Source organism: Micromonospora sp. NPDC049114 (genome assembly GCF_040648635.1).
GTDB lineage: Bacteria > Actinomycetota > Actinomycetes > Mycobacteriales > Micromonosporaceae > Micromonospora.
In genome coordinates, this window is record NZ_JBEZEA010000018.1 from 18,633 (window position 1) to 45,200 (window position 26,568).

The following is a 26,568-nucleotide window of genomic DNA, read 5'->3' on the forward strand; positions in this document are numbered from 1 at the left end:
TCGGCGCTGCCGTTCGTCGGGGGTGTTGCTGGCGGGGCTGGGGTTTCCCGGCTGCTGCTGTCGGGCCCGCTGGCCTCGGCCGCCGAGCTGGCGGGCAATCCGGTCGGAGGCGATATACCTGTGAGTCATATTTATGACTCACAGGTATCTGCATTGCTCGCCCTGTCGTCCACCTGCGGCGTGACGCAGCGTCATGCAAGCACCCAGTAACCAACACGCCGGCGGCGCACGGCGGGCCAGCGCGGCGGCACGCCAGCACGCGGCGGGCCAGCACGCCGGCACACGGCGGGCCAGCATGCCAGGCAGCGTGCGGGCGGGGCTCAGCCCCGCTCGGGCTGGACGATCTGGCCGCGCAGGGTGTCCAGCAGAGCCGCGCTGTCGGAGATCGAGAGCCGGGTGAACACCCCGGTGGCGATGCTGCCGTGGTCGACAGAGGTGCACACCACCACGTCGCCGTCGGCCGGCCGGCCGATCGCACACCGTTCGTGCCGACCTCGTACGCCGGTCCGCACCGTCTCCGGCGCCTCCAGCGCGTAGCGCTCACTGAGCCGGGTGATCTCCGCGTCCGCGTCCGCCTCCGGGGTCAACCGGAAGCCGGTGCCGCCGAAGACCGTCACCCGCTTGCCGTCCCCCGTGGCGTAGACGCCGGCGAAGGTGTCCTCGGCCAGCCAGTTCTCCTGGCGTACCTCGTTCTCCAGCTGTCGGGAGGTCGCGGCGCTGCCGTCGTCCTGACGCAGGCTCAGATCGGCGACCTGCTCGGGCAGCGCGGCGCGGGCGGGGTACTGGGACGAGATCGGTAGGCCGTAGTAGGCGGGACATCCGCAGCAGCAGGCCAGGGTGAGCAGCAGCAGCCACGGCCAGCGACGCCGGCGGCGGACCGGGACCGGCACGTACCCCTTCGGGGCTTCCCAGCCAGGTGGTGGCGTCACCGGCGGTGGCGTGGCCGACCGCCGTCCCCGCCGCTGCTTCGGCACCCTTGCGGGTCGCACCGGCGCGGTGGGCCGGGCCGTGCCGGGCTGCGCCGGCAGGGTCGGCCGGGCGGCGGGCGGCGCCGAGTGAGCTGGTGGCGCCGGGTAGGTGGGTGGCGCCGGGTAGGTGGGTGGCGCCGGGTAGGTGGGTGGCGCCGGGTAGGCGGGCGACGTCGGGTGGGCGGGTGGCGGCGACACCGGGTGCGTCCCCACCGGCGGTGCGGGCGGCCCGGACCACTGCCGGGTCGACGGGGGCGCCGGGTAGTCCAACGTCGGGGGCAGCGGGGGCAGTTCGGCGGAGGGCAGGTCCCAGCCACCGGTGTCCACCCCGGCCCACGGGTCGACCGGGGTGCGGTGCTCGGGTGGCTGCTCGGGCAGAGGCGGCGGCGGGGTCGGCTCGGCCGACTCACCCCAGGCACGCCTGCGCGGCAGCGGGGGAGGGACCGGCGCGGACCCACTCCACCGGGGCGCGGGGGAGTCCGCGGACGCGGCGGGGGCCGCGGGCTCCTGGGCCGTGGGCTCCGGCTGGGCCGCCGGCTCCTGGGCCGTCGGTTCGGGCTGGGCCGCCTGCTTCCGGGCTGCGGGTTCCTGGGCCGTCGGCTCCGGCTGGGCCGTGGGTTCCTGGGCCGTCGGTTCCGACTGGTCGGGGGCGGCGGGGTGGTCCGGCGGTACGGGTGGGGAGGTCGACTCGTCGGCGACCGCCGGAGCGTCGTCCGGCTCCGGGCCCGGGGTGCGCCCGTCGGCCGGCCGTGCTCCCGGCTGGGGCTCCGGCATCGCGGCAATCTCCTCTCGCGCCGGTCCGAGGTTAGTACCGCGTCGCCACCACCGCCGCGCGGGCATCGCGGCGGAGCGTGTGCAGGAGTGTTGTCGGGCGGCATCGTGGCGTGCGCGCGGTCACCGACGGGCGGGCGCGTACCCTTGGGCATCATGAGTGCCCCGTCCACGACGCCGCGCGCGGCCGCGACCAATTCCGTCTGGCCCCGGCTCGAGCCGCTGCTCCCTCAGGTTTCCAAGCCCATCCAGTACGTCGGCGGTGAACTGGGCGCGGTGGTCAAGGACTGGGACGCGGCGACGGTCCGCTGGGCGCTCATGTACCCCGACGCGTACGAGGTGGGCCTGCCCAACCAGGGTGTGCAGATCCTCTACGAGGTGCTCAACGAGTTGCCCGACACCCTCGCCGAGCGGACGTACGCGGTCTGGCCCGACCTGGAGAACCTGATGCGCACGCACGGCGTGCCGCAGTTCACCGTCGACGCCCACCGGCCGGTGCGCGATTTCGACGTCTTCGGCATCTCCTTCTCCACCGAGCTGGGCTACACCAACATGCTCACCGCGATCGACCTGGCCGGCATCCCGATGCTGGCCGCCGACCGCACCGACGCCGACCCGGTGATCGTGGCCGGTGGGCACGCCGCCTTCAACCCGGAGCCGATCGCCGACTTCATCGACGCCGCAGTGCTCGGCGACGGCGAGGAGGCCGTCCTGGAGATCACCGCGATCGTCCGGGAGTGGAAGGCCGAGGGCTCCCCGGGTGGCCGCGACGAGCTGCTGTTGCGGCTGGCCCGCACCGAGAGCGTGTACGTGCCGCGCTTCTACGACGTCGACTACCTCCCCGACGGGCGGATCCAACGGGTCGTGCCGAACCGGGCGGACGTGCCGTTCCGGGTGCACAAGCGCACGACGATGGATCTGGACGCCTGGCCGTACCCGAAGAAGCCCCTCGTCCCGCTCGCCGAGACGGTGCACGAGCGGTACGCGGTGGAGATCTTCCGGGGCTGCACCCGGGGCTGCCGGTTCTGCCAGGCTGGCATGATCACCCGCCCGGTGCGGGAGCGGTCGATCACCACGGTCGGGCAGATGGTCCGCGAGGGCCTGGAGTTCTCCGGCTTCTCCGAGGTCGGCCTGCTGTCGCTCTCCTCGGCGGACCACTCGGAGATCGGCGACATGTGCTCGGGCCTGGCCGAGCAGTACGCGGGCACCAACGTCTCGCTGTCGCTGCCGTCGACCCGGGTGGACGCCTTCAACATCGACCTCGCGCAGGAGTTGTCCCGCAACGGGCGGCGCACCGGTCTCACCTTCGCCCCGGAGGGCGGGTCGGAGCGGATCCGCAAGGTCATCAACAAGATGGTGTCGAAGGAAGACCTGATCCGGACGGTCGTCACCGCGTACAGCAACGGTTGGCGCCAGGTGAAGCTCTACTTCATGTGCGGCCTGCCCACCGAGACCGACGAGGACGTCCTCGAGATCGCCGAGATGGCCCACGAGGTGATCAAGGCCGGTCGGGCCGCGACGGGCTCGAAGGACATCCGCTGCACGGTCTCCATCGGCGGGTTCGTGCCGAAGCCGCACACCCCGTTCCAGTGGGCCGCCATGGAGCGCCCCGAGGTCATCGACCACCGGCTCAAGATCCTCAAGCAGGCGATCAACTCGGACCGCTCGCTGGGCCGGGCCATCGGCTACCGCTACCACGACGGCGAGCCGTCGCTGATCGAGGGCCTGCTCTCCCGGGGTGACCGTCGGGTCGGCTCGGTGATCCGCAAGGTCTGGGAGAACGGCGGCCGGTTCGACGGGTGGAGCGAGCACTTCTCCTACCAGCGCTGGGTGCAGGCGGCGGCCGAGACGCTGCCGGCGTTCGGGGTGGATCTCGACTGGTACACCACCCGCCAGCGCGACGGGCTGGAGGTCCTTCCCTGGGACCACCTGGACTCGGGCCTGGACAAGGACTGGCTCTGGCAGGACTGGCAGGATTCGCTGAGCGAGTTCGAGCAGGACGACTGCCGGTGGACCCCGTGCTTCGACTGCGGCGTCTGTCCCTCGATGGACACCGAGATCCAGATCGGCCCCACCGGCAAGAAGCTCCTGCCCCTGACGCCGATCAAGGGCCTGAAAACCCCCACGCCCTGACCCCGGCCCTCCCGGCCCCGCCCGTCGCCCGCGTCGATCATGAAGTTGTTGCTCGGAACACAGCGTGTCGCCGACAATAACTTCATGATCAACCGGTGCTGAGTTCCGAGGAGCGAGACGATCAGTAAGAAAAACCAGCCGGAGGGTGGGCAGGCGCCGGTCGTTCAGCGCGCCCGCATCCGGTACGCCAAGCGCGGGCCGCTGCGGTTCACCTCGCACCGGGACTTCGCCCGGGCGTTCGAGCGTGCGTTGCGCCGTGCCGCCGTACCGATCGCGTTTTCCCAGGGCTTCACCCCGCACCCGAAGATCTCCTACGCCAGCGCCGCGCCCACCGGGGTGGCGAGCGAGGCGGAGTACCTGGAGATCGGCCTCCAGGCGCCGGTCGAGCCGGAGGCGCTGCGCGCCGCGCTCGACGCCGCGCTCTCACCCGGGCTGGACGTGCTGGAGGTGGTGATCGCCGACGGTGGCAGCCTGGCGGACCGCATCGAGGCGTCGCACTGGCACATCGAGCTGCCCGAGGTCGACACGGAGACACTGCGCGCTGCCGTGGACGCCTTCACCGCCGCCGACGAGGTGCTGGTCGAGCGGATGACCAAGCAGGGGCGACGTACCTTCGACGCCCGCGCGGCGGTCATGTCGATCGATGTCCTCTCCCCGACGCAGACGCCTTCCGGGGCGCCGGCCGTACCGTGTGCGATACTCGAACTGGTCGTGCGGCAGGTCACCCCGTCCGTACGGCCCGATGACGTCCTTTCCGGCCTCCGCGTGGTGGCCGACCTGGAGCCGCCGGTCTCGCCGAGGGTGACCCGGCTGGCTCAGGGCACGCTGACCGCGCAGGGTGCGATCGTGGATCCGTTGGATGCGGACCGCGGCGGGGCAGCCATCGTTGGGCACTGACCGACGGTCAGCGCTCTTGCAGGCAGACTTCGGCGGTCGCGCACCACGCGCGCCCGGCGGAAACACTTTTGCGGCGACCCTGCGTGGCAGCGCTCACCCGCGCCCGGGGCAGCCAGAACTGGAGAACGTCCATGCTCGAGAACGAGCCCGAGGGCGGCGAACGGACCGGTTCACAGCCGGCCGGGGACACCGCTGACCAGAGCACCACCACCGACGGCGCAGCCAGCCTGGAGCAGGCGGGCGCCCAGAGCGCCGAGCCTGCCGCACCGCCCCGGCGGGCGCGGGCCACCCGGCGTCGGGCCGCCCCGCTCAACCAGCCGGAGCAGGCCGAGGCGCCCGTCGAGGCGTCCGCCGGCGGGACCGGCGCCGTCGAGTCGCCGCAGGCGGAGGTCTTCGCCCCGATCTCCGGTGACCTGGACGTCGCCCCGAAGACCCCCCGACGCCGGCGCAAGGCCGCCCCCGTCGAGACGACCGCCGAGGAGCCGCTGGTCGCTGCCAGCGCGGAGCTGGCCTCTCCCGAGGTCGTACCTCCGGTCAAGGTGACCCGCACCCGGCGCAAGAAGGCAACGCCCGCCGTCGAGGAGCCGCCGGCCGTCGAGGAGCCCGCCGCCGTCGAGGAGCCTCCTGCCGCGGAGCCCGCCGCCGAGGCCGTGGAGCCCGCCGTCGAGGAGGACACCGCGGAGACGCCTGCGGAGTCCGACCTGCGGGAGGCGGAAGCCGAGCTGAACGAGGCGCAGACCCCGCCGGCGGGACCCGCCGCCGAGCAGGCGTTCGGTGCCGCGCGGGAGCGCTCCGGCGAGGTGGCGCCCGGTGTCGGCGTGGCGAACGTGGCAGATGAGCCGATCGAGCCCGCCGAGGTGATCGAGCCCGAGCAGCCGCGGACCCGCCGTCGGCGGGCCGCGCTCTCCGCACCCACAGTGCTGTTCATGGCACCCCAGCCGGACGCCGTGCCGGTGACCCGGCCGGCGGAGCCCGCTCCGGTGGCCGAGGAGCCGGCCGTCGAGGCCGAGCCGTCCCGCCGACGGCGGCGCGGTCGCCGCGACGTCGAGCCGGTGGAGCCGGTCGAGGCCGTCGAGGCCGAGGAGGAGCCGACCGAGGAGGCCGACGAGGCCGCCGAGGTGGATGAGGACGACGAGGACAGCGCCGCCGCGCGTCGCCGCCGTCGGCGTGGCCGCCGCGGTCGGGGCCGGGGCAAGGGCGGCGCCGACGACGCCGAGGACGAGGAGTCCGACGAGGCGGCGCAGGCCGACGAGGAGGAGACCGCCGAGGCCGAGGCCGAGGGTGACGAGGACGAGGAGTCCGAGGGCGGGGACGGGCTGACCCGTCGTCGCCGTCGTCGCCGCCGTCGCGGCGCCGGTGACACCGAGGGCGCCGCCGACGACGGCGTGCCCACCGTGGTCAAGATCCGCGAGCCGCGTCGCACTGTCGACGAGGTCCAGGGCGTGTCCGGCTCGACCCGGCTGGAGGCCAAGCGCCAGCGTCGCCGGGACGGCCGGGAGCAGCGGCGTACGCGGCCGCCGATCCTCAGCGAGTCGGAGTTCCTGGCCCGCCGGGAGGCGGTCGACCGGGTCATGGCGGTCCGCCAGCGGGGTGACCGCACCCAGATCGCCGTCCTGGAGGACGGTGTGCTGGTCGAGCACTACGTCACCCGCAACTCCTCCGGCACCATGGCCGGCAACGTCTACCTGGGCAAGGTGCAGAACGTGCTGCCCAGCATGGAGGCGGCGTTCGTCGACGTCGGCCGGGGCCGCAACGCGGTGCTGTACGCCGGCGAGGTCAACTGGGACACCTCCGGGCTGGAGGGGCGTGCCCGCTCGATCGAGCAGGCGCTGCGCTCCGGCGACTCGGTGCTGGTCCAGGTCACCAAGGACCCGATCGGGCACAAGGGCGCGCGGCTGACCAGCCACATCGCCCTCTCCGGCCGGCACCTGGTCTACGTGCCCAACGGCAACGCGTCCGGGATCAGCCGCAAGCTGCCGGACACCGAGCGCAAGCGGCTGCGCGACGTGCTCAAGAAGCTGGTCCCGGACGGCGCCGGCGTGATCGTCCGTACCGCCGCCGAGGGCGCCAGCGAGGACGAGCTGGCCCGCGACGTCAAGCGGCTCCAGGCGCAGTGGGAGGACATCCAGGCCAAGGCCGCCGAGGGCGGTGCCCCGGTGCTGCTCTACGAGGAGCCCGACCTGGTCATCCGGGTGGTCCGGGACCTGTTCAACGAGGACTTCCGCGAGCTGGTCATCGAGGGCGAGCAGTCGTACGGCATGGTTGAGTCGTACCTGTCGCACGTCTCTCCGGATCTGGTCGACCGGGTGCGCCGGCACGTCGGCACGAGCGACGTGTTCGCCGAGTACCGGATCGACGAGCAGATCATCAAGGGCCTGGACCGCAAGGTGTTCCTGCCCTCCGGCGGCTCGCTGGTGATCGACAAGACCGAGGCCATGACGGTCGTCGACGTCAACACCGGCAAGTACACCGGCTCCGGCGGCAACCTGGAGGAGACGGTCACCCGCAACAACCTGGAGGCGGCGGAGGAGATCGTCCGCCAGCTCCGGTTGCGCGACATCGGCGGCATCGTGGTGATCGACTTCATCGACATGGTGCTGGAGTCGAACCGGGAGCTGGTGCTGCGCCGGCTCACCGAGTGCCTGGGCCGGGACCGCACCAAGCACCAGGTCACCGAGATCACCTCGCTCGGCCTGGTGCAGATGACCCGTAAGCGGATCGGCGCGGGTCTGCTGGAGGCGTTCAGCGAGACCTGCGAGTGCTGCAAGGGTCGGGGCGTCATCATCCACACCGAGCCGGTGCCCGAGAAGCCGCGTACCGGCGGGACCGCGGAGAAGGTCAAGGCGGTCGCCTCGTCGGCGCCGGCCGCGCCGGCCACTCCGGCCGTCGAGGCCGGCACCGCGTCGTCGCGCCGCCGGGCGCGCAAGAGCGCCCCGGCCGAGCGCGCGGTGGTCGAGGTCGTCGACACCGACACCAGCGCCGAACCGGACGCCGACTACCAGGACACCATGGGGTACGACCTGTCCCGCTACGAGGCGGAGACCGAGGCGGCGCCGGCGGTGTCCGACAGCCAGCAGGGCGAGTCGGCCCGGCTGGCCGCCGCGGACGACCCGGACGCGGTCGCCGACGGTGACACCGACGAGGAGGCCGGTGGCGCGGGGCGTCGCCGCTCCCGCCGCGGCGGCGCCCGCCGGCGGACCCGCCCCTGACGGTCCTGACCGGCCCGGTGTTTGACGAGGTCCCTTTCCCGGCATATTGACGGGGAGGGGACCTCGCCGCCTCCGGTCACCCCGGGCCGGGAGTGGTCGGCCCCGGTCAGGAGAAGAAGATGCGTCGCCTGCTCGCCGTCACCGTGCTGGTAGCCGTGCTCGCCCTCGGGGCCGGCTGCTCCGCCGACCGGTCGGTCGATGCGGGCCCGACCGGCGCGACCGCCGGGGCTTCCGGCCCGGCTGCCGGGTCCGGGGGCGCTCCCGGCGGGTCGACAGGTACGCCGGGAGGTGGCGGTGCCGCGGCCGGCAACCCGCAGGTCTGCGCCGAGGCGCAGCAGGCCGGCGCCACCGCCGTCCGGGAGTACGTGGCGGAGCTGGGCCGGATGGTCGCGGCCGTTGGTGCGGGGGACACCGCCACCGCCGATGCGGCCCGCACGAGGGCGCAGACGGCGCTGGCCGGCTGGCGGGCCGCACTGCGCGAGCAGTCGGCGCGGTCCACCGATCCGCAGCTCAAGACGCTGCTCAGCGACCTCGGTACGGAGGTCGCCGCACTCGGCGTGGACGTCGAGTCGATCGACGAGACCGAGCTGGACCGGCTCCAGCAGCGCCTCGACCAGCTCTGCGCCCGCTGACCAGGGCGGGCCGGTTTGGGGTCCGGGCCGGCGATGGCGTACTCTTGCCTGCGGCCCACCTTTGGTGTGCCGAGTTCCCGTGTGCCCGCGCCGCCGTGCACTGCTACCCGGCGAGCCGCCGCGGGGACGACCGCCAGCAGCCTCAACGACAGGGAGTCCGCCTCCGATGTACGCGATCGTCAAGACCGGCGGCAAGCAGTACAAGGTCGCCGAGGGCGACGTGATCGAGGTCGAGAAGCTCACCGGTGCCCCCGGTGACGCGGTGAAGCTCACCGCGGTGCTCCTCGTCGACGGTGACGACCTGGTGACCGACGCGGCGAAGCTTGCCGAGGTCGCGGTGTCCGGCGAGATCGCCGCGCACACCAAGGGCCCGAAGATCCGGATCCACAAGTTCAAGAACAAGACCGGCTACCACAAGCGCCAGGGTCACCGCCAGCCGTTGACCCAGGTCAAGGTGACCGGCATCTCCAGCGGGAAGTAGGTCGTCCTCCAATGGCTCACAAAAAGGGTGCGTCCAGCTCGCGTAACGGTCGTGACTCCGCGGCCCAGCGACTTGGCGTGAAGCGCTTCGGTGGTCAGGTCGTCAGCGCCGGTGAGATCCTCATCCGGCAGCGTGGCACCAAGTTCCACCCCGGTGACCTGGTCGGCCGTGGCGGCGACGACACGCTGTTCGCGCTGTCGGCCGGTGCGGTCCTGTTCGGCACGAAGCGCGGTCGCAAGACCGTCAGCATCGTTCCGCAGCAGTAGTTCTCTTCGCTGGGCGGGCCGCGGACCTCCGGGTCCCGGCCCGCTTCGCTTTTTCAAGTGCGGGGTCGACCCTCGCTGGAAGGATTGACGCCGTGGCGACGTTCGTTGACCGGGTCGTCCTGCATCTGCAGGCCGGCGATGGTGGGCACGGTTGTGTCTCGATCCACCGCGAGAAGTTCAAGCCCTTCGGCGGGCCGGACGGCGGCAACGGCGGGCACGGCGGCAGCGTGTCGCTGGTGGTCGACCCGCAGGTGACCACGCTGCTCGACTTCCATTTCCACCCGCACGTCAAGGCCGACAACGGCAAGGGCGGCGCCGGGTCGAACCGGGACGGGGCCAACGGCCACAACCTGGTGCTGAAGGTGCCCAACGGCACTGTGGTCCAGACCACCGACGGCACCGTGCTGGCCGACATGGTCGGCGCCGGCACCACCTTCGAGGTGGCCCGGGGCGGCCGCGGCGGGCGCGGCAACGCGTCGCTGGCCAACGCCAAGCGCAAGGCGCCCGGCTTCGCCGAGCTGGGCGAGCCCGGCGACCAGCTGGACATCGTGCTGGAGCTGAAGAGCGTCGCCGACGTGGGCCTGGTGGGCTTCCCGTCGGCAGGTAAGTCGTCGCTGATCTCGGTGATCTCCGCCGCGAAGCCGAAGATCGCCGACTACCCGTTCACCACCCTCGTGCCCAACCTCGGTGTGGTCCGGATGGACAACCACACCTTCACCGTCGCCGACGTGCCGGGCCTGATCCCGGGCGCGGCCACCGGCAAGGGCCTGGGTCTGGAGTTCCTGCGGCACATCGAGCGCTGCGCGGTGCTGGTGCACGTCATCGACTCGGCGACCCTGGAGCCCGGCCGCGACCCGGTCGCCGACATCGACGCCATCGAGGCCGAGCTGAGCCAGTACGGCGGCCTGACCGACCGTCCACGGCTGGTGGCCGTGAACAAGGTCGACGTGCCGGACGGCCGGGACCTCGCCGAGATCGTCCGCCCGGACCTGGAGGAGCGCGGTTACCGCGTGTTCGAGGTCTCCGCGGCCACCCGCGAAGGGCTCAAGGAGCTGACGTACGCGATGGCCGAGCTGGTCGAGGCGGAGCGCAAGGCCGCCCCGCCGGCCGAGCCGACCCGGATCGTGATCCGGCCGATGGCCGTGGACGACGACGGCTTCACCATCACGGCCGAGGTTGACGGCTCGTTCACCGTCCGGGGCGTACGCCCGGAGCGGTGGGTCAAGCAGACCAACTTCGACAACGACGAGGCCGTCGGTTACCTCGCCGACCGGCTGGCCCGGCTCGGCGTGGAGGACAAGCTCGCCAAGGCCGGCGCCCAGCCCGGTGACCTGGTCCGGATCGGCGAGCGCGAGTTCGACTGGCAGCCGACGCTGTACGCGGGTGTGGAGTTCGTGCCCGGCAACCGGGGCACCGACGTCCGCCTGGAGGAGAAGTCGAACCGGGCCTCGGCGGCGGAGCGGCTCGCCGCGCGCAAGGCCCGCCGGGTGCGCTCGGCGGACGAGGTCGGCGCGGACTCGTCCGACGACGACCTCGAGGACATCGAGGACTCCGACGACGCCGAGTAGCCCGTTGCTCTCCGTGATCGGGACGACTGCCGGAAACCTCCGCGAAATCCACCCCTCCTAGCGTGGGGTGATGCTGATCGAGTCGCGGCCCGCCACCGATCCCGAGATCGCCACCCTGGTCGTCGCCCAGCAGCGTGAGCTGCGCGAGGCCGACGGCGGGCTGGACGGCCAGGTCACCGTCACCCACGACGACATCCGCTACCTGGCGGTGGTGGTGCACGGTCGGGCGGTCGCCTGCGGCGGGCTCCAGTCGCTCGGCGCCGTCACCGGCGAGGTCAAGCGGATGTACGTCCGGCCGGCGTACCGGGGCCGGGGCATCGCCCGCCAACTGCTCGCCGCGTTGGAGGAGTGCGCGTTCCGGCAGGGGCACACGGTGGTCTGCCTGGAGACCGGCACGTACCTGCCGGCGGCGATCGGGCTGTACACCTCGTGCGGCTACGAACCGGTCCCGGTGTACGGGGAGTACGTCGGCAACCCGTACAGCGTCTGTTTCGCCAAGCGGCTCCCGGTCGCGGCCTGACGGCGGCCGGTCCCGCCGGCCACGGCGGGCCGGTCCTGCGCGACGGGTCGGTCAGGCGCCGGTCTCGGCGTGCGCGACGGTGACCGGCTTCGACTCCGGCGACGCGTGCTGCCGCAGGACGATGCTCAGCAGGATCAGGGCGCCGACCGCCAGGAACTCGCTCTGCCAGTTCTGCATGGACTGGAACCAGAAGTCGCTGGTGCCGAAGAAGTCCCACGCGCTGATCGGCGGCGCTCCGCTCTGCAACGCCTGCTCCTCGTTGTAGGCGGCGGTGCCGCCGAGCAGGTGCCCAACGAACGAGCCGGCGAAGATCAGCAGCAGCGCGAGGGAGAGGCTGTTGCGGTAGACCACCAGCGGAAGGCCGCCGGCGCGTACCGGCCACGGTGACCGGGCGGTGGCCCGGCGCTCGTCGTCCTCCGGCCGGTCGGTCTGGTCCACCGGCTTGGACTCGGCCGAGCCCCGCTGCACCAGGTACGCGGTGAGCAGCACGTACCCGCCCATCTGGAGGAACTCCGACTCCCAGTTCTCGAAGACCGCCTCGGCGAAGTGGCCGCTGGCCAGGTACGCCGGCCAGCTCAGCGGGGCGGCGCCGAACTCGGTGAGCTCCTCATTGTGGGTCTGCCAGCCGAAGACGCTCTGCAGGACCAGGAAGACTCCAAACGCGCCCAGCATGGCGGCGGTCAGCGCGTTGTCGCGTATCCAGCGAGGCATCATCGACCCCTTCCACGGATTCTCAGGCGGTCACCTACCCACGCCGCCGTCGCCGTCAAACACGTGAATCGGCAGGTCAGGGCCGGTCGATCGGGCTGTCCAGGCGCCCACCGGTGCCCACCTGGTTGGACAGCAGCAGCCCGAGCGCGAGCATGCCGAAGCCGAGGGCGAGGTGCAGCCAGTTGTCGGCGTCGTTGACCGGCAGGATGTTCGCGGTGGCCTCGGGGTCGACCGCCTCGATCGCCAGGCCGTACAGCCAGAGGGCCAGGTAGATCGCGCCGCCGCCGGCCAGGAAGAGCCGGGCGCCGGCGATGCTGCGGGCCAGCACCAGACCCGCAAGCCCGAACAGCAGGTGCAGCGCGTTGTGCAGGATCGACACCTGGAACAGTCCGAGCAGCTTGGCGTCCGAGTGGTGCCCGGCGAAGGTCAGCTCGCCGTAGTCGGTGGTGATGCCGGGGATGAAGCCGAGGATTCCGATCAGCAGGAAGACCCCGGCCACGACCAGCGCGACCACCTGCACCCGGGGCCGGGGGGCGGCAGGTCGGCCACCTCGCGCGTCTCGTGCCATCCCTGCCCCCTCTTCGTGGATCTGCCGGTACCGCGAACCTCGCTGTCCGCAGCGGCGACGTGACGCAGCCCGACGATCCTCCATTTTGAAGTCGATCCCGCCGGCCGCGCAGAGAAATGCACGAACAGGTATGGAAGCGCAAACGCAGGGTAGGTGAGTTGTCAGCGGCCACGGCGTCACGGCCGCATCCCCCCAGCACAACCGCGACGACTTTCCGAGCGGAAGGGAAATCATGACTTACGAAGTGTCACCCACGTCTTCCACGTACGGGCACGAGTCCACCAACGGCGGCGGCGTCCGCGAGCAGGCCCGCCACGTCGGGTCCGAGGCGGCGCACGCCGGTGGCGCGGTCGCCCAGACCGCGAAGGAGCAGGGCGCCGAGGTTGGCCGCGAGGCCGCCCGGCAGGCCCGCAACCTCTACGGCGAGGCCCGCACTCAGCTCGCCAGCCAGACCGGTGAGCAGCAGCGCCGGGCCGCCGGCGGACTGCGGTCGATCGCCGACGAGATGCGCACGATGGCCGAGCAGGGTGGCCAGGCCGGCCCGGTGAGCGAGCTGGCCCGCCAGGCCGCCGACCGGGTGCACGGTGTGGCCGGCTGGCTGGAGGAGCGCGAGCCCGGCGACCTGATCACCGAGGTACGCGACTACGCGCGGCGCAACCCGGGCACCTTCCTGGTCGGCGCGGCGGTGCTCGGCGTGCTTGCCGGGCGCCTGACCCGCAGCATCTCCGACTCCGGTGACCACTCCGGCAACGGCTCGGCGGGCTACCGCGGCAACGGGGCGTACGACCCGGAGCAGACCGCGGTGATCCCCACTCCGCCGCCGGCACCCCGGACGGCCGCGGACACCACCCCGGCGGGCGGCTACCTCGACCCGACCCCCGGCACGTACACCGAGCCGACCTCCGGCGGCTACAACGACCCGACGCCGGGCGGCTACAGCGACCCGACCCGCCAGGACGGCTACACCGAGCCGACCAGCACCGGTCAGCCGCTGCCGCCGGTGACCCAGACCGACCCGCTGCCGGGCGTGCCGTCCAGCGGCAGCCCCCGCCCGTGAGGCGCCGAGTCATCCGAAGGGAGGCGACGGCATGACCATGCCGACGCAGGGGTCCGGCCTGGACTCCGGTTACCACCCCGAGGCGGGCGCCCCGCACACCGCGGCGGACGTGAAGGGCAGCTCGCTCGGTGACCTGATGCGCCAGGTCACCACCGACCTGTCGACGCTGATGCGTCAGGAGGTCGAGCTGGCCAAGGCCGAGATCCGCCAGGAGGGCAAGAAGGCCGGCAAGGCCGCGGGCCTCTTCGGCGGCGCCGGCTTCGGCGGCTACATGGTGGCGTTGTTCGTCTCCATCGCCGTGTGGCAGTTCCTGGACAACGTCATGGACTCCGGCCTGGCCGCGCTGATCGTGGCCATCATCTGGGCCGTGGTCGCCGCGGTCCTCTACTCGATGGCCAAGAAGAACGCCCAGCACGTACGCGGGCTCAAGCAGACCAACGACAGCGTGCAGCGGATCCCCGACGCGCTCAAGCCCCACCCGGAGGGAGTCACCCGATGAGCACCGACCCCGACCAGATCCGCCGGGAGATCGAAGCCACCCGCAACAGCCTCAGCTCCGATGTGGACGCGCTGGCGTACAAGGTCAGCCCGAGCCGCATCGTCGACGACCGCAAGCAGCGGGCCCGTTCCGCGCTGCAGAATGTGAGGGACAAGGTCATGGGAACCGCGTCTGACCTCGGCCACGGCACCGGCCACGCCGCCCACTCGGTGGGTGACCGCGCCTCCTCGGCGGCCTCCAGCGTCAGCGACGCCGCCCACTCGGCGGCCTCCAGCGTCAGCGACGCCGCCCACAGCGCGCCCCGGGTGATCCGGCAGAAGTCGCAGGGCAACCCCCTCGCGGCCGGCCTGATCGCCTTCGGGGTCGGCTGGCTGGCCTCCTCGCTGATCCCGGCCTCCCGCCGGGAGCAGCAGGCCGCCGCCCAGGTCAAGGACAAGGTCAGCGAGCACAGCGGCGCCGTGAAGGAGAAGCTGGGCGAGGTGGCCAGCGAGCTCAAGGACGAGCTGCGCGAGCCGGCCCAGCACGCCGCCGAGTCGGTGCGGTCCACCGCCCAGGACGCCGTGCACGCGGTCAAGGACGACGGCCGGTCGGCTGCCCAGGACGTCAAGGACCAGGCCCAGCAGGCCCGCCAGCAGGTCAGTTCCTGAGCCCACCGGCGTCGACGACGGCTCACGGCCACTCCGGTGGCGGTGAGCCGTCGCCGCGTTCTCCGCGATCTTGCACTTTCTGTCGCCGTTCTGGTGTCTAGCGAGGCTTTTGTCCGAGCAGAAAGTGCAAGATCGCGGGGACGTGGTGGTGCGGGCGGGCTGGTCGGCGGATTCTGCGGTCGCCGTAGCGGACCCCGCCGTGAAGGACGCGCTGGGCGAGCGCCAGCCAGCTGCAGATGCCCCGTTCGAGCAGCCAGAGTGGGGCGGCCAGCGAGGTGCTCGGTGGGAACACGATCCCGCCGTCGGCGCGTCGGCGGCCCACCTCGGCCACGGCGACGACAGCTACCGCCGTGCCGAGCAGCAGTCGGGGCCGGCGGGACGCGACCGCCGCGGCCAGCGCCGGCAGGACCGCGAGCGCGGTCAGCAGGCGGGCCGGCTGGGCCAGGTCGTCGTACGCCTGGCGGACCCGCTGGCCACGAAAGTGCGTCGCGTCCGGCGGTAGTCGGCGTACGTACAGCCCCGGCGGCGCGGCCTCGACCCCGCCGTACGCGCGCACGGTGCGGATCAGCTCCAGGTTCTCGAAGAGCACGTCCGGGTCGTACCCGCCCATGGCGTGGAACGTGCTGCGGCGCACCGCGAGGGTGCCGGGGTAGTCGTTTCCGAGCGCCCGGTTGAGCAGCGTCCGCCCGGTGTCCCACCAGGCGTGCCAGGGCAGGGGGTCGAAGTAGTTCTGCGGCCGGACCAGGTCGACCCGGCCCAGCAGCCGGTGCACGGCCCGCAGCCCGGCCTCGTCGTACCGGACGTCGTCGTCGGCGATCACCACGTGTTCGTGGTGTGCCGCGTCGACGCCGGTGTGCACCCCGACCACCTTGCCGTTGAGCCCGCGCCCGCCGGGATCGGGCGGAAGGTGCCGGACCAGCCCCTGCCAGGCCGCCGCGTGCCGCGCGAAGAGCTCCGGAGGCGAGCCGTCGACGACGATCACCTCGACGAGGCCGCTCAGCCGGCGCAGGTAGCCGGTCAGCTCGTCCAGACCGCTGTCGGTGCCCCAGCGCAGCGGCAGCACGTATGACATCGGCAGGACGGTCGGCGCCCGGGTGGTCGGCGTCGTGCCGGTGTTGTCGCGCCCGGCCCGCCGGGCGGCGTCACCGTGGGCCCCCAAGGACATCGGTGCCTCCTGGACAGGCGGTCCGCGACAGGCGTGGCGGGACGCCCTCAGGCGCGGCGGACGTTGGTGAGGGTCAGTCCGCTGGGCGGCAGCGCGGGCATGCGCCGCAGGTCCAGGGTCAGGTCCTGCGGCGGGACCTCGTAGCGCATGCCGCCGGTCAGGTGGGTGACCGCCCGCTTCATGAGGTCAATGGTGATCCACTCGCCGGCGCAGCGGTGCCCGGCGGTGTAGTCGCCCCCGCCCTGCGGGACCAGTTCGAACGGGTCCACCCGGCGGCCGGCGAACCGCTCGGGACGGAACAGCTCCGGCTCGGGCCAGATCGCCGGGTGGTGGTTGGTGCCGTAGAGGTCGAGCAGCACCCGGCGTCCGCGTGGGAAGTGGTGGCCCTCCCAGTCGAACGAGCGCCGGACCCGGGCGGCGGCCATCGGAAAGAACGGGTAGTAGCGACGTACCTCCTGGACGAACTGCTCGGTGGCCTCGTCGTCGCCGTCGACCCGCTCCCGCCAGCCGGGATGGTCGCGCAGGGCGAGCGCGGCGAAGACGATGTACCGGTCCACGGCGACCACCGGGCGCAGCAGGTTGAGCAGTTCGACGGCGGCGATGGGGCGGGGGAGCAGCGCCCCGCTCGCGTCGCGGTGCTCGGACACGATCTCCAACGGGCTGCCGACGGGCGCCGGGTGGATGCCCGTGCGGGCCCGTTCGACGAGGTCTCCGATCCAGCGCTCGGCGCGACGACGGGCGAGGAGGCCCCGCCAGTGCCGGGGGCCGACGACCGCCGGGCCCTCGATCATGGCGTGTAGTTCGACCGCGCGTCGGTTGACCTGCGAGCTGGCCAGCGGCACCCCGGCCCACGCGCAGACCGCCCGGGTCAGCAGGCGGCCCAGCTCGTCGTAGAGCGGCACCGGCCCGGCCGCCTCCCACGCGGGGATCCGCGCCCGCCACTCGTCGTCGAAGAGCTGCCCGAGGCGCTGGATGGCCGCCGGCGTCATGATCGACATGAACATGGCCTTGCGGTCGGAGTGCGCCGATCCGTCCAACCCCTGCACGCCACCCCGACCGGTGAGCGTCCGCTGCACCCGCAGGGGCATCGCGCTGTCCCGCTGGAAGCGTTCGCTGTCGTAGAAGAGCATCGCCGCCGGCCGGCCCCGCAGGCAGATGGTCGGTGCGAGCAGGATCCGGGCCTGAAAGACGTCGCTGCCGTGCCGCTCGCAGCGCTCACCGATGAACCGGTAGCCGGAGCGCAGCAGCGCGAGGGTGCTGTCCGGCGTGCGGTCGGCCGGCATGGTCGCCATCGGGGTCTCCTCGGGTGCGGGCGGTGGCCGGCGTCGCCGTCGCGCTGCGTCTACCCGTGTCGCCGCCGCTGAATCCCCGCGGCGACAGCGCGTTGGCTGGCCCCTCCCACGGGCGGCGGAACCTGGTTGGCTGGCTGGTGGGGCCGCCGTGCGCCGGCAGCACCGGTCAGCCGGTCCGGTCCTCGGTGGGCCGATGGCCACGACCACGGGGAGGGCGAGATGCACGACAACAGGTCGCCGCACTGGCGGCAACGGCGGGCGGTCGCGGCGACGGGCGCGGATCGTGCCCTGCGTCCACTCATCGGCCCGCCCGGCCGGCCGAGGAGACCGCGCCGGTTCTTCACCGTGCACCTGGGGTTCACCGCGCCGGACGCGGCCGACGCCCGCGAGCAGGCGGTGACGTACGCGGAGGCGCTGAGCCTGCTTCGTCCGGAGGTGGCCCTCGGCGCGGCGGCCCTGTCGCCGGCCGACGCGTGGCACCGTGCCGAGCGGCTGTTCTGTGGGGCGGTCGGCCCGGACGGGGAGCGCTGCGTCGATGTCGCCGAGCATCCCGGCTTCCACCACGCGCCGGGTCCCGGCGGTCTCGGCTGGGGCGACGGTGACGCCTGACCTGGCGTCGCGGGTGGCGGTCGATCCACGCCACCCGCGACCGCCGGGCGATCAGTCCAGGTCGAACTCGCCGTCCTGCGCACCGGCGACGAAGGCGTCCCACTCGGCCTGGGTGAAGACGAGCACCGGGCCCTCCGGCTCGGCGGAGTTGCGCATCCCGATCAGATCGTCGACGAACGCGACCTCGACGGCGCTCTCCGAGGTGTCCCCCTCGGCCCGTTGCCAGACGGCCCGGGAGAGGTCGAAGTCGCCCTTGGGGTGCTGCGCCATGGTTCTTTCCTCCAGTGCGGGGGCCGTCTGGGGATCGCGTGCCGATCCCCATCGGGCAGGATAAGCGGATGCCGAGCCTGACCCGTGTAGAGGCGACCGCGCGTGGCGCGGCGATTACTGTCGAGTCCTATCAGGTGGACCTCGACCTGACCGGCGACGGGGAGCTGTTCCGCTCCCGCGTCGAGATCCAGTTCCGGGCGACCCCCGGCAGCGACACCTTCGCCGAGGTCAAGCCCGCCAACCTCCTGGCCGTACGCCTCAACGACCGCGACGTCGACCCCGGCACGTTGACCGACAACCGGCTGCCGTTGGATGACCTCGCCGCCACCAACACCCTCGTCGTCGAGGCGGAGATGGCGTACTCCAACACCGGCGAGGGGATGCACCGCTTCGTCGACCCGGCCGACGGGGAGACCTACCTCTACGCGGTGACGTTCCTGGACAACGTCCAGCGCATCTTCGCGGCGTTCGACCAGCCCGACCTCAAGGCGTCGTTCACCCTCGCGGTCACCGCGCCGCCGGAGTGGACCGTCTCCAGCAACGCCGAGGTGGCCGCCAATCCGGCCCCGGGGCGCTGGGAGTTCGCCCCGAGCGCGCCGCTGTCCACGTACTTCTTCTCGCTGATCGCCGGGCCGTACCACGTGCGACGCACCGAGCACGACGGCGTGCCGCTGGGCCTCTACTGTCGACGGTCGCTCGCCGAGCACCTCGACGCCGACGCCGAGGAGATCTTCACCGTCACCCGGCAGTGCCTGGACCGGTTCCACCAGCTCTTCGCCGAGCGCTACCCGTTCGGCAAGTACGACCAGGCGTTCGTCCCCGAGTTCAACGCCGGCGCGATGGAGAATCCGGGCATCGTCACCTTCCGCGACGACTACGTGTTCCGCTCGGCGGTCACCGACACCCAGCGCGAGCTCCGGGCCACCACGATCGCCCACGAGATGGCCCACATGTGGTTCGGTGACCTGGTCACCATGCGCTGGTGGGACGACCTGTGGCTCAACGAGTCGTTCGCGGAGTACCTGGGCACCCGGGTCACCGCCGAGGCGACCCGCTTCGGGCAGTCGTGGACCACGTTCGCCATGCGCCGCAAGGCCTGGGGGTACGCGGCCGACCAGCGACCCTCCACCCACCCGGTTGCCCCGCAGGAGGTGGCCGACGCCGACGAGGGTCTGCTCAACTTCGACGGCATCTCGTACGCCAAGGGCGCCTCAGTGCTGCGGCAGCTCGTGGCGTGGCTCGGCGACGAGGCGTTCCTCGCCGGCCTGAACGCGCACTTCGCGGCGCACCGCTTCGGCAACGCCACCCTCGCCGACCTGCTGGCCAGCCTGAGCGCGGCCAGCGGCCGGGACCTGTCCGGTTGGGCCGAGCTGTGGCTGCGTCAGCCGCAGGTCAACACGCTGCGCGCCGAGGTATCCGTCGACGCCGACGGCCGCTACACCGAGGTCGCCGTGGTGCAGACCGCGCCCGAGTCGCATCCGGTGCTGCGTCCGCACCGCATCGGCGTGGGCCGGTACGCGGCGGACGGCACGGTGCGGCGTACCGAGGTGGATCTCGACCCGGCCGTCGACGGTGGCCGGACCGTGCTCGACGAGCTGGCCGGCGAGCCGGCGGCCCAGGTGCTGCTGCTCAATGACGGTGACCTCACCTACGCCAAGGTGCGCCTCGACCCGGCGTCGGCGGACGCCGTCGCGCTGCTCCTGCCGCGCCTGACCGACCCGCTCACCCGGGCGGTGCTCTGGGGCGAGGCACTGGACGCGGTGACCGACGGGGAACGGCCGGTCGGCGGCCTGGTCGACCTGATGGTCGAGGCCCTGCCCGCCGAGACCGAGGTGATCATCGCGGAGGACGTGCTGACCCTCAGCCGGTCCCTGGTGGACCGCTACCTCGACCCGCTGGCCCGTTCGGCGGCGCTGGCCCGCGTCGCCGAGGCGTGCCGCCAGTTGCTGGACGGCGCGGCGCCGGGGGAGTCGTTGCAGCTCGCCGCCGCGCGGGGCTGGATCGCCGCGACCACCGACGCGGACCTGCTCGTCGGTTGGCTCGCCGGCCGGGACGTCCCGGCGGGGCTGAAGGTCGACGCCGAGCTGCGGTGGGCAGTGCTGCGCCGGCTCGTGGTGCTGGGCGCGGCGGGGGAGCCGGAGATCGCCGCCGAGGCGGCCGCCGACGTCAGCGCCACCGGCGCGGAACGGGCAGCCCGCTGCCGGGCCGCAGTGGGTGACCCGGCGGCGAAGCAGGCGGCATGGGAGATCATCGTGGGCGACACCGGGCTGTCCAACCGGCTGCTGGAGGCGACGGCCGAGGGGTTCTGGCAGCCCGAGCAGGCCGACCTGACCGCCGCGTACGTCGAGCGGTACTTCACGGAGATGCCGGCCGCCACGAGTCGGCGTACCGGCTGGATGGCCGATCTGGTGGCCAAGCTGGCGTTTCCCCGCTACGCCGTGGCGCAGCCGACGCGGGAGGCGGCCGTGGCGCTGCTGGCCCGCGACGACCTGACCCCGGGCCTGCGCCGGGTGGTCACCGACGCGGACGACGACCTGCGACGCGCGCTCGTCGCCCGGACGGCGGTGGCCGCCGCCTCGGCCTGAGGCGGGGTCACGGCGGCAGCCCGAGGTCGTCCCGCCGGAGCGTTTCGGCACCGGCCGTGCGCGGGCTGGCCAGGCCACCCCGCGCACGGCGGTCAGCGCAGCGCGGGCTCCGCGGTCACGGGGGCGTCGAAGTCGATGACGTGGCGCTGCTCGTGGGCGATGGTCCGCTCCGGGTCCATCGCCGTGCGCACGAGCAGCGGCATCAGCAGCGGCATCAGCGTCCGCGCGACCGGTCCCGGGGCCTTGGTGTGGTTGATCCGGGCCGCGCGGGCGGCGACCTTCTCGACCCGGGTGCGGCGCAGTCGCACGTACGCGTCGAACGCGGACGCCACGTCGGGCAGGTCCCGCAGGCAGCGGGCGAGCTGCACCCCGCTCTCGATGGCGAGCGAGGCGCCCTGCCCGGAGCTGTTCGACGGCGCGTGCGCAGCGTCGCCGACCAGCACCATCCGCCCCCGGTGCCAGTGCGGCACCGGCGGCATGATCTGCAACGACCCGACGGCCTGGAGTTCGGCGGCGCTGCTGGTGGCCATCAGCTGCCCGCCCGGGTCGTCGTCGCCGTAGGTCCTGCGCAGCGTGTCCAGCCACTGTTCGGCCGGCACCGCGCGGGCCTCGACGAGGCTCATCGGCCGCTGCTGCGGCAGGTTGGCCCCCCAGCGGGTGCCGCCGCCGGGCTCCGGCCAGTACAGGTAGTAGCCGCGTCGGCCGAACGCGAACGTCATCGTGCCCGCCTCGGCGTCCACCTCGTGCCGGGCGACCGCCTCGAAGCCGAGCAGCCCGGTGAACCGGGGGCCGGGCGCGGCCGGGTCGATGAGGCCACGGACCGTGGACCGGATGCCGTCCGCGCCGACCAGGACGTCGGCGGTGGCCGTGCTGCCGTCCTCGAAGCGCGCGGTCACGCCGCTGTCGGTCTGCTCGACGGCGACCAGCCGCCGCCCGTATGCGAAGGCGACGCCCTCGGCGACCGCCCGGTCGTGCAGCACGCGGTGCAGCTCGGCCCGGTGCACCACGCGCAGCGGCGGCACTCCGGCCAACGTGGGCAGGTCGATGCGCCGACGGCCGACGGCCATGACGGTGCGGTGGATTCCGGTGGCGATCGCCGTCACCGCCTCGTCCGCGCCGACGGCCCGCAGGGCCGCCACGCCGTTGGGCGCGAGCGCGAGGGTGCCGCCGATGCCGCCCACTCCGGCGGAGGTGGCCGGGTACGCCTCGTGAACGGTGGCGGTGATGCCGGCGCGGTGCAGCGCGAGCGCCGTCACCGGGCCGGCGATGCCGCCGCCGATGACGATCGCGGTTCGTGCCGTGGTCATGTTCTCTCCCTGGGTGTCGTCGGGTGCGTGCGTACGAACCGACCTGGGAGGGAACCCGGTTATCCTCGTGCTTGCCGCTTCGGGCCGGGTGCCTGCTCAGGTGTCGGTTCGAGGTAGGGCTCCGGCGGGGTGTTGGCGCACCCCGCCGGAGCTGTCTTCTCAGTCGGCAGGGTCGGGGTCGCTGCTGGTCCTCTCGGCCAGCTCGGTCAGCTCGGCCGGCATCTCGCCGGTCTCGTGGAAGGCCCGCCACGTGTCCAGCCCCGGGTAGCTGCCCGAGGTCAGCTCGGCGAGCAGGGCCCGCAGCCAGGTCGTCTCCGCGGCGCGCATGGCCAGGTCGTACTCCGACTCGACCAGGAACAGCCGGGGGATCTCCCGCAGGTGGGCGTCGAGCGTCTCGCGGTCCTGGTGAAGCGCGTCGTCCAGCCGGTCGAGTCGCTGCCGGAGCAGGTCGATGGCCTCGTCGGGATGCAGGGCGGCGAGGACGGACAGGCCGGCCCGGAAGCGGGGATGCTCCGGCATCGGCGTGGCGACCAGCTCACGCGCCCAGTCGACAAGCTCGGCCCGCCCCGCGTCGGTGATCCGGTAGACGGTGCGTTCCGGACGTCGGCCCTCGCGGACGCTCTCCACTGCGGCGATCAACTGGTGCTTCTCCATGTTGCGGATGACCGTGTAGAAGGAGCCCCACTTGATCTCCATGTCCTGGTCCTTGCCCCGGGCGCGCAGGGTGCTGGCCATCTCGTAGGGGTGCATGGGCCGCTGGACGAGGGCAGAGAGCACGGCCAGTGCCAGCAGGTTGCCGACCTTGCGCCGCTTCGACATGACGTCCCCTTACTCGCTGACGACTACTCGCAGACGAGTATATGCACGGGACCGGCCCCCTGGCGACCCCCACGCGCCGGCACCGGGCCCTGGCGGCCTGCCTCGGCGCCCGGCCTACGATCACGGGGTGGAGGAAGATATCCGGCGGATCGGGATCATGGGCGGCACCTTCGACCCGATCCACCACGGGCACCTCGTCGCGGCCAGTGAGGTGGCGGACCGGTTCGGCCTGGACGAGGTGGTGTTCGTACCGACCGGGCAGCCCTGGCAGAAGGCTGACGAACCGGTCAGCCCCGCCGAGGACCGGTACCTCATGACTGTCATCGCCACCGCCTCCAACCCCCGCTTCCAGGTCAGCCGGGTCGACATCGACCGCAGCGGCCCGACGTACACGGTCGACACCCTGCGCGACCTCCAGGCCGAGTACGGCCCCAAGGTGCAGCTGTTCTTCATCACCGGCGCGGACGCGCTGCAACGCATCCTGTCCTGGAAGGACCTGGACGAGATCTTCGAGCTGGCGCACTTCATCGGGGTGACCCGTCCCGGCTTCCCGCTGACCGACGAGCACCTTCCGGCGGACACGGTCAGCCTGATCCAGGTGCCCGCGATGTCCATCTCGTCGACCGACTGCCGTGCCCGGGTCGCCCGGGGTGAACCGGTCTGGTATCTGGTGCCCGACGGTGTGGTGCAGTACATCGCCAAGCGACGCCTCTATCAGCCCTGATCACGTCCGGTATGCACCGTTCCGTGCGCCTAATCGACCAGAACTGACAGGTCGTGACCTCGCCGGGTGTGAGACGCTTGGAGGATCGCACGGTTGATCGAAGGAGAACGGTGACAGTTTCCGAACGCGCTCACGAGCTGGCGATCGCCGCCGCCCAGGCCGCCGCCGACAAGAAGGCGCAGGACATCGCGATCATCGACGTCGGCGACCAGCTCGCCATCACCGACGCGTTCCTGCTCGCCGCCGCCCCCAACGAGCGTCAGGTGCTCGCCATCGTCGACGCCATCGAGGAGCGCCTGCTGGAGCTTCCGGAGAAGGCCAAGCCGATCCGGCGCGAGGGTGAGCGTGGCGGCCGCTGGGTGCTGCTCGACTACGTCGACATCGTGGTGCACGTCCAGCACACCGAGGAGCGCGAGTTCTACGGGCTCGACCGCCTCTGGAAGGACTGCCCCACCATCCCGTTCGTCGACCGCGACCTGGTCGAGGCCGACGCCAGCGGGACCGCCGCAGCCGAATGACCCGGCTGATCGTCTGGCGGCACGGCAACACCGACTGGAACGCCGCCAACCGCGTCCAGGGGCAGACCGACGTACCCCTCAACGAGCTGGGCCGCGACCAGGCCCGCACCGCCGCACCGCTGCTCGCGTCGCTGCGTCCCGACGCCATCGTGTCCAGCGACCTGAGCCGCGCCGCGGAGACCGCTGCGGCGTTGGCCGCGCTGACCGGGCTGCCGGTCCGCACCGACGCCCGGTTGCGCGAGCGGCACTTCGGCAAGTGGCAGGGCCTGCACCTCACCGAGGTCGCCGAGCGCTTCCCCGCCGAGTACGCCCGCTGGCGGGCCGGCGACCCGGCGCCGGGAGCCGACCTGGAGCCGCTGCACGACCTCGGCGAGCGGGTTGCGGCGGCGTTCCTGGCGGCGGCCGACGTGACCCCCGGCGGGACCGTGGTCCTCGCCACCCACGGCGGCGGCTCCCGCCAGGGCATCGGCCACCTGCTCGGCTGGCCCACCGACGTGCTGCGCACCATCGGCTCGCTGGCCAACTGCCACTGGTCCGAGCTGCGGCACGACGACGTTCGAGGCTGGCAACTACGGGGGCACAACGTCGGCCTGGTCACCGCCCCGGCCGTCGTCGACGCGGTCTGAGCGCCGTCCCCACCCGGGGTCGGCGCGCTCGCGCCTCGGCGTATCCCGTCGTGATCGGCTAGCGTGCCGGGCATGCCCGTCGCGGTCGTCACCGACTCCACCGCCTACCTCCCGCCCGAGCTGGTGCGTCGGCACCGGCTGACCGTCGTTCCGCTGACCGTCGTGCTCAACGGCGCGGAGGGTCTGGAGGGGGTGGAGACCCAGCCCGCCGACGCCACCAGGGCGCTGCGCGAGCGGCGGGTCTCGGCCAGCACCTCCCGCCCGGCGCCCGAGCAGTTCGCCCGGACGTACCGCCGCCTCCTCGACGAGGGCGCCGACGGCGTCGTCTCGGTACACCTGTCCGCCGGCCTGTCCGGCACCGTCGAGGCGGCCCGGCTGGCCGCCGCCGACTTCGACGGTCGGGTCGAGGTCGTCGACAGCCGCTCCGCCGGCATGGGGCTCGGCTTCCCGGCCGTCGCGGCCGCCAGGGCCGCCGAGGCCGGGGCAGACCTCGCCGGTGTACGCGACGCGGCGCTCGCCGCCGTCGCCCGGACCACCGTCTGGTTCTACGTCGACACGTTGGAGTTCCTCCGCCGGGGTGGCCGGATCAACGCGGCCGAGGCGCTGTTCGGCACCGCCCTGTCGGTCAAGCCGATCATGCACATGCCGGACGGGGCGATCGTGCTCCGCGAGAAGGTGCGTACCGCCAGCCGGGGAGTGGCCCGTCTCGTCGACCTGGCCGTCGAGGCGGCCGGCGACGACGACGTGGACCTCGGCGTCCACCACCTGGCTGCGCCGGAACGTGCCGAGGCGCTGCTCGCCGCGCTCACCGAGCGGCTCGGCGCACGGCTGCACGACACGTACGTCTCCGAGGCCGGCGCGGTGGTCGCCGCGCACGCCGGGCCGGGGCTGGCGTGCGTGGTCGTGCACCGCCGATCGGACGGCTGACCCGGTGGCCACCGCGTGCGTGGTGACAGGTGGCGGCCGTGGCATCGGCCGGGCGGTGGTGCAACGGCTGGTGACCACCGGCGTCACAGTCGTCGTCGTGGAGCGCGACGCCGAGGCGGTGGACTGGCTGGCCGGGCACCCGGCCGCCGACCGCCTGCTGCCGGTGGTCGGCGACGCCGGCGACGAGCGGGTGGCCGAGCGCGCCGCCGAGGTGGCCGAGCGCGCCGGCCGTCTCACCGGCTGGGTGAACAACGCAGCGGTCTTCCGGGACGCGGCACTGCACTCGGCGTCGGCCGACACCGTCCTGGACCTGATCGGGCTGAACCTGCGCCCGGCCGTGGTGGGCGCGGCGGTGGCGGTCCGCCGGTTTTTGGCCGCCGGCACGGGCGGGGCCATCGTGAACGTCTCGTCGCACCAGGCCCGCCGGCCGGTGTCGGGCGCCCTGCCGTACGCCACGGCGAAGGCCGCCGTGGAGGGGCTGACCCGGGCGCTAGCAGTCGAGTACGGGCGGCACGGCATCCGCGCCAACGCCGTCGCGCTCGGCTCGATCGCCACCGAGCGGCACGCCGAGTTCCTCGCCGCGCAGGAGCCGTCCCAGGCCGAGTGGATCGACGCCGAGCTGACCCGGCTGCATCCGGTGGGCCGGATCGGGCGCGCGGACGAGGTGGCGGAGGCGGTCGCGTACCTGCTGTCGCCGGCGGCGAGCTTCGTCAACGGGGTGACGCTGCCGGTCGACGGCGGACGAGCCGTGCTCGGCCTCGACCCGGAGGCCCGCTGACCCGGCGCGGGCGTGCCGCCT

The 26,568-nt window shown here is 72.9% G+C and carries 26 protein-coding genes; 18 read left to right on the forward strand and 8 right to left on the reverse strand.

Annotated features, from left to right (window positions below; all coding sequences use genetic code 11):
- Positions 1–320: 320 nt before the first annotated feature.
- Positions 321–1,742 (reverse strand): hypothetical protein, encoded by a 1,422-nt coding sequence (locus AB0B39_RS30520; protein WP_357576033.1) that lies wholly within the window; start codon positions 1,740–1,742, stop codon positions 321–323.
- Positions 1,743–1,895: 153 nt separating this feature from the next.
- Between AB0B39_RS30520 and AB0B39_RS30525 the strand changes: the two genes are divergently transcribed.
- The 8 genes from AB0B39_RS30525 to AB0B39_RS30560 all read left to right on the forward strand — a co-directional run bounded on the left by AB0B39_RS30525 (position 1,896) and on the right by AB0B39_RS30560 (position 11,445).
- On the forward strand, positions 1,896–3,872 hold the full coding sequence (locus tag AB0B39_RS30525) for a TIGR03960 family B12-binding radical SAM protein (RefSeq protein ID WP_357498296.1): 1,977 nt from the start codon (positions 1,896–1,898) through the stop codon (positions 3,870–3,872).
- Between the two features lie 177 nt (positions 3,873–4,049).
- Positions 4,050–4,769, forward strand: a complete 720-nt coding sequence (locus AB0B39_RS30530; protein WP_308195382.1) for a TIGR03936 family radical SAM-associated protein — start codon at positions 4,050–4,052, stop codon at positions 4,767–4,769.
- Between the two features lie 131 nt (positions 4,770–4,900).
- Positions 4,901–7,978: an Rne/Rng family ribonuclease gene (locus tag AB0B39_RS30535; protein WP_357576034.1), complete on the forward strand. Its 3,078-nt coding sequence runs from the start codon at positions 4,901–4,903 to the stop codon at positions 7,976–7,978.
- A gap of 119 nt (positions 7,979–8,097) precedes the next feature.
- Entirely contained in the window at positions 8,098–8,610 is a 513-nt protein-coding gene (locus AB0B39_RS30540; protein WP_357498300.1) for a hypothetical protein, read from the forward strand.
- A 166-nt stretch (positions 8,611–8,776) separates the two neighbouring features.
- On the forward strand, positions 8,777–9,091 hold the full coding sequence (rplU, locus tag AB0B39_RS30545; protein ID WP_007464063.1) for a 50S ribosomal protein L21: 315 nt from the start codon (positions 8,777–8,779) through the stop codon (positions 9,089–9,091).
- 11 nt (positions 9,092–9,102) lie between these two features.
- Entirely contained in the window at positions 9,103–9,357 is a 255-nt protein-coding gene (gene rpmA / locus AB0B39_RS30550; protein ID WP_074313740.1) for a 50S ribosomal protein L27, read from the forward strand.
- A gap of 92 nt (positions 9,358–9,449) precedes the next feature.
- A complete protein-coding gene (obgE, locus tag AB0B39_RS30555; protein ID WP_357498302.1) occupies positions 9,450–10,925 on the forward strand; it encodes a GTPase ObgE in 1,476 nt (491 codons plus the stop codon).
- 70 nt (positions 10,926–10,995) lie between these two features.
- Positions 10,996–11,445, forward strand: a complete 450-nt coding sequence (locus AB0B39_RS30560) for a GNAT family N-acetyltransferase (RefSeq protein ID WP_357498304.1) — start codon at positions 10,996–10,998, stop codon at positions 11,443–11,445.
- Positions 11,446–11,496: 51 nt separating this feature from the next.
- Here the strand turns inward: AB0B39_RS30560 and AB0B39_RS30565 are convergent, their stop codons facing one another.
- Complete coding sequence (locus tag AB0B39_RS30565; RefSeq protein ID WP_357498306.1) at positions 11,497–12,156, reverse strand: DUF6766 family protein; 660 nt, start codon at positions 12,154–12,156, stop codon at positions 11,497–11,499.
- A 76-nt stretch (positions 12,157–12,232) separates the two neighbouring features.
- Positions 12,233–12,724: a DUF4383 domain-containing protein gene (locus tag AB0B39_RS30570; protein WP_357498308.1), complete on the reverse strand. Its 492-nt coding sequence runs from the start codon at positions 12,722–12,724 to the stop codon at positions 12,233–12,235.
- A gap of 232 nt (positions 12,725–12,956) precedes the next feature.
- Here AB0B39_RS30570 and AB0B39_RS30575 point away from each other — a divergent pair, with 232 nt between their 5' ends.
- Genes AB0B39_RS30575 through AB0B39_RS30585 form a run of 3 tightly spaced genes read left to right on the forward strand, consistent with a single transcriptional unit; the run spans position 12,957 to position 14,927 of the window.
- Positions 12,957–13,781, forward strand: a complete 825-nt coding sequence (locus tag AB0B39_RS30575) for a hypothetical protein (protein ID WP_357498310.1) — start codon at positions 12,957–12,959, stop codon at positions 13,779–13,781.
- 31 nt (positions 13,782–13,812) lie between these two features.
- On the forward strand, positions 13,813–14,280 hold the full coding sequence (locus AB0B39_RS30580) for a phage holin family protein (protein ID WP_357498312.1): 468 nt from the start codon (positions 13,813–13,815) through the stop codon (positions 14,278–14,280).
- On the forward strand, positions 14,277–14,927 hold the full coding sequence (locus AB0B39_RS30585) for a DUF3618 domain-containing protein (RefSeq protein WP_234586861.1): 651 nt from the start codon (positions 14,277–14,279) through the stop codon (positions 14,925–14,927). The genes AB0B39_RS30580 and AB0B39_RS30585 overlap by 4 nt, the downstream gene beginning before the upstream one ends.
- Positions 14,928–15,024: 97 nt before the next feature.
- Here the strand turns inward: AB0B39_RS30585 and AB0B39_RS30590 are convergent, their stop codons facing one another.
- Together AB0B39_RS30590 and AB0B39_RS30595 are read right to left on the reverse strand one after the other, a co-directional pair.
- Positions 15,025–16,092 carry a glycosyltransferase gene (locus AB0B39_RS30590; protein WP_357576035.1) on the reverse strand — a complete coding sequence of 356 codons (1,068 nt, stop codon included), beginning with the start codon at positions 16,090–16,092 and terminating at the stop codon, positions 15,025–15,027.
- A gap of 47 nt (positions 16,093–16,139) precedes the next feature.
- The gene (locus tag AB0B39_RS30595) at positions 16,140–17,384 is read right to left on the reverse strand and encodes a cytochrome P450 (RefSeq protein WP_357498316.1); all 1,245 of its coding nucleotides are present in this window, start codon (positions 17,382–17,384) and stop codon (positions 16,140–16,142) included.
- Between the two features lie 219 nt (positions 17,385–17,603).
- Here AB0B39_RS30595 and AB0B39_RS30600 point away from each other — a divergent pair, with 219 nt between their 5' ends.
- Positions 17,604–17,993, forward strand: a complete 390-nt coding sequence (locus AB0B39_RS30600) for a hypothetical protein (RefSeq protein ID WP_357498318.1) — start codon at positions 17,604–17,606, stop codon at positions 17,991–17,993.
- A gap of 51 nt (positions 17,994–18,044) precedes the next feature.
- On the opposite strand, the gene AB0B39_RS30605 is transcribed toward AB0B39_RS30600, so the two are convergent.
- The gene (locus AB0B39_RS30605) at positions 18,045–18,263 is read right to left on the reverse strand and encodes a DUF397 domain-containing protein (RefSeq protein WP_007464035.1); all 219 of its coding nucleotides are present in this window, start codon (positions 18,261–18,263) and stop codon (positions 18,045–18,047) included.
- A 68-nt stretch (positions 18,264–18,331) separates the two neighbouring features.
- On the opposite strand from AB0B39_RS30605, the gene pepN reads away from it, so the two are divergent.
- Positions 18,332–20,848 carry an aminopeptidase N gene (gene pepN / locus AB0B39_RS30610; protein ID WP_357576036.1) on the forward strand — a complete coding sequence of 839 codons (2,517 nt, stop codon included), beginning with the start codon at positions 18,332–18,334 and terminating at the stop codon, positions 20,846–20,848.
- A 92-nt stretch (positions 20,849–20,940) separates the two neighbouring features.
- Here pepN and AB0B39_RS30615 read toward each other — a convergent pair whose 3' ends face one another.
- Both AB0B39_RS30615 and AB0B39_RS30620 read right to left on the reverse strand, forming a co-directional pair.
- Positions 20,941–22,155: an FAD-dependent monooxygenase gene (locus tag AB0B39_RS30615; protein ID WP_357576037.1), complete on the reverse strand. Its 1,215-nt coding sequence runs from the start codon at positions 22,153–22,155 to the stop codon at positions 20,941–20,943.
- A 159-nt stretch (positions 22,156–22,314) separates the two neighbouring features.
- Positions 22,315–22,974: a PadR family transcriptional regulator gene (locus AB0B39_RS30620; RefSeq protein ID WP_357576038.1), complete on the reverse strand. Its 660-nt coding sequence runs from the start codon at positions 22,972–22,974 to the stop codon at positions 22,315–22,317.
- A gap of 127 nt (positions 22,975–23,101) precedes the next feature.
- Here AB0B39_RS30620 and nadD point away from each other — a divergent pair, with 127 nt between their 5' ends.
- The 5 genes from nadD to AB0B39_RS30645 all read left to right on the forward strand — a co-directional run bounded on the left by nadD (position 23,102) and on the right by AB0B39_RS30645 (position 26,547).
- Positions 23,102–23,698, forward strand: a complete 597-nt coding sequence (gene nadD, locus AB0B39_RS30625; protein ID WP_203178711.1) for a nicotinate-nucleotide adenylyltransferase — start codon at positions 23,102–23,104, stop codon at positions 23,696–23,698.
- 110 nt (positions 23,699–23,808) lie between these two features.
- A complete protein-coding gene (rsfS, locus tag AB0B39_RS30630) occupies positions 23,809–24,216 on the forward strand; it encodes a ribosome silencing factor (protein ID WP_234586881.1) in 408 nt (135 codons plus the stop codon).
- Positions 24,213–24,842: a histidine phosphatase family protein gene (locus AB0B39_RS30635; protein WP_357576039.1), complete on the forward strand. Its 630-nt coding sequence runs from the start codon at positions 24,213–24,215 to the stop codon at positions 24,840–24,842. The genes rsfS and AB0B39_RS30635 overlap by 4 nt, the downstream gene beginning before the upstream one ends.
- 72 nt (positions 24,843–24,914) lie before the next feature.
- The gene (locus AB0B39_RS30640) at positions 24,915–25,769 is read left to right on the forward strand and encodes a DegV family protein (protein ID WP_357498330.1); all 855 of its coding nucleotides are present in this window, start codon (positions 24,915–24,917) and stop codon (positions 25,767–25,769) included.
- A 4-nt stretch (positions 25,770–25,773) separates the two neighbouring features.
- A complete protein-coding gene (locus AB0B39_RS30645) occupies positions 25,774–26,547 on the forward strand; it encodes an SDR family oxidoreductase (protein ID WP_234586888.1) in 774 nt (257 codons plus the stop codon).
- Positions 26,548–26,568 lie beyond the last annotated feature (21 nt).

Coding starts and splice junctions, on each gene's coding strand:
- AB0B39_RS30520 (WP_357576033.1), bottom strand. CDS start 1,742: ATGCCGGAGCCCCAGCCGGGAGCACGGCCGGCCGACGGGCGCACCCCG.
- AB0B39_RS30525 (WP_357498296.1), top strand. CDS start 1,896: ATGAGTGCCCCGTCCACGACGCCGCGCGCGGCCGCGACCAATTCCGTC.
- AB0B39_RS30535 (WP_357576034.1), top strand. CDS start 4,901: ATGCTCGAGAACGAGCCCGAGGGCGGCGAACGGACCGGTTCACAGCCG.
- AB0B39_RS30540 (WP_357498300.1), top strand. CDS start 8,098: ATGCGTCGCCTGCTCGCCGTCACCGTGCTGGTAGCCGTGCTCGCCCTC.
- rplU (WP_007464063.1), top strand. CDS start 8,777: ATGTACGCGATCGTCAAGACCGGCGGCAAGCAGTACAAGGTCGCCGAG.
- rpmA (WP_074313740.1), top strand. CDS start 9,103: ATGGCTCACAAAAAGGGTGCGTCCAGCTCGCGTAACGGTCGTGACTCC.
- AB0B39_RS30560 (WP_357498304.1), top strand. CDS start 10,996: ATGCTGATCGAGTCGCGGCCCGCCACCGATCCCGAGATCGCCACCCTG.
- AB0B39_RS30565 (WP_357498306.1), bottom strand. CDS start 12,156: ATGCCTCGCTGGATACGCGACAACGCGCTGACCGCCGCCATGCTGGGC.
- AB0B39_RS30570 (WP_357498308.1), bottom strand. CDS start 12,724: ATGGCACGAGACGCGCGAGGTGGCCGACCTGCCGCCCCCCGGCCCCGG.
- AB0B39_RS30575 (WP_357498310.1), top strand. CDS start 12,957: ATGACTTACGAAGTGTCACCCACGTCTTCCACGTACGGGCACGAGTCC.
- AB0B39_RS30580 (WP_357498312.1), top strand. CDS start 13,813: ATGACCATGCCGACGCAGGGGTCCGGCCTGGACTCCGGTTACCACCCC.
- AB0B39_RS30585 (WP_234586861.1), top strand. CDS start 14,277: ATGAGCACCGACCCCGACCAGATCCGCCGGGAGATCGAAGCCACCCGC.
- AB0B39_RS30590 (WP_357576035.1), bottom strand. CDS start 16,092: ATGTCCTTGGGGGCCCACGGTGACGCCGCCCGGCGGGCCGGGCGCGAC.
- AB0B39_RS30595 (WP_357498316.1), bottom strand. CDS start 17,384: ATGGCGACCATGCCGGCCGACCGCACGCCGGACAGCACCCTCGCGCTG.
- AB0B39_RS30600 (WP_357498318.1), top strand. CDS start 17,604: ATGCACGACAACAGGTCGCCGCACTGGCGGCAACGGCGGGCGGTCGCG.
- AB0B39_RS30605 (WP_007464035.1), bottom strand. CDS start 18,263: ATGGCGCAGCACCCCAAGGGCGACTTCGACCTCTCCCGGGCCGTCTGG.
- pepN (WP_357576036.1), top strand. CDS start 18,332: ATGCCGAGCCTGACCCGTGTAGAGGCGACCGCGCGTGGCGCGGCGATT.
- AB0B39_RS30615 (WP_357576037.1), bottom strand. CDS start 22,155: ATGACCACGGCACGAACCGCGATCGTCATCGGCGGCGGCATCGCCGGC.
- AB0B39_RS30620 (WP_357576038.1), bottom strand. CDS start 22,974: ATGTCGAAGCGGCGCAAGGTCGGCAACCTGCTGGCACTGGCCGTGCTC.
- AB0B39_RS30635 (WP_357576039.1), top strand. CDS start 24,213: ATGACCCGGCTGATCGTCTGGCGGCACGGCAACACCGACTGGAACGCC.
- AB0B39_RS30640 (WP_357498330.1), top strand. CDS start 24,915: ATGCCCGTCGCGGTCGTCACCGACTCCACCGCCTACCTCCCGCCCGAG.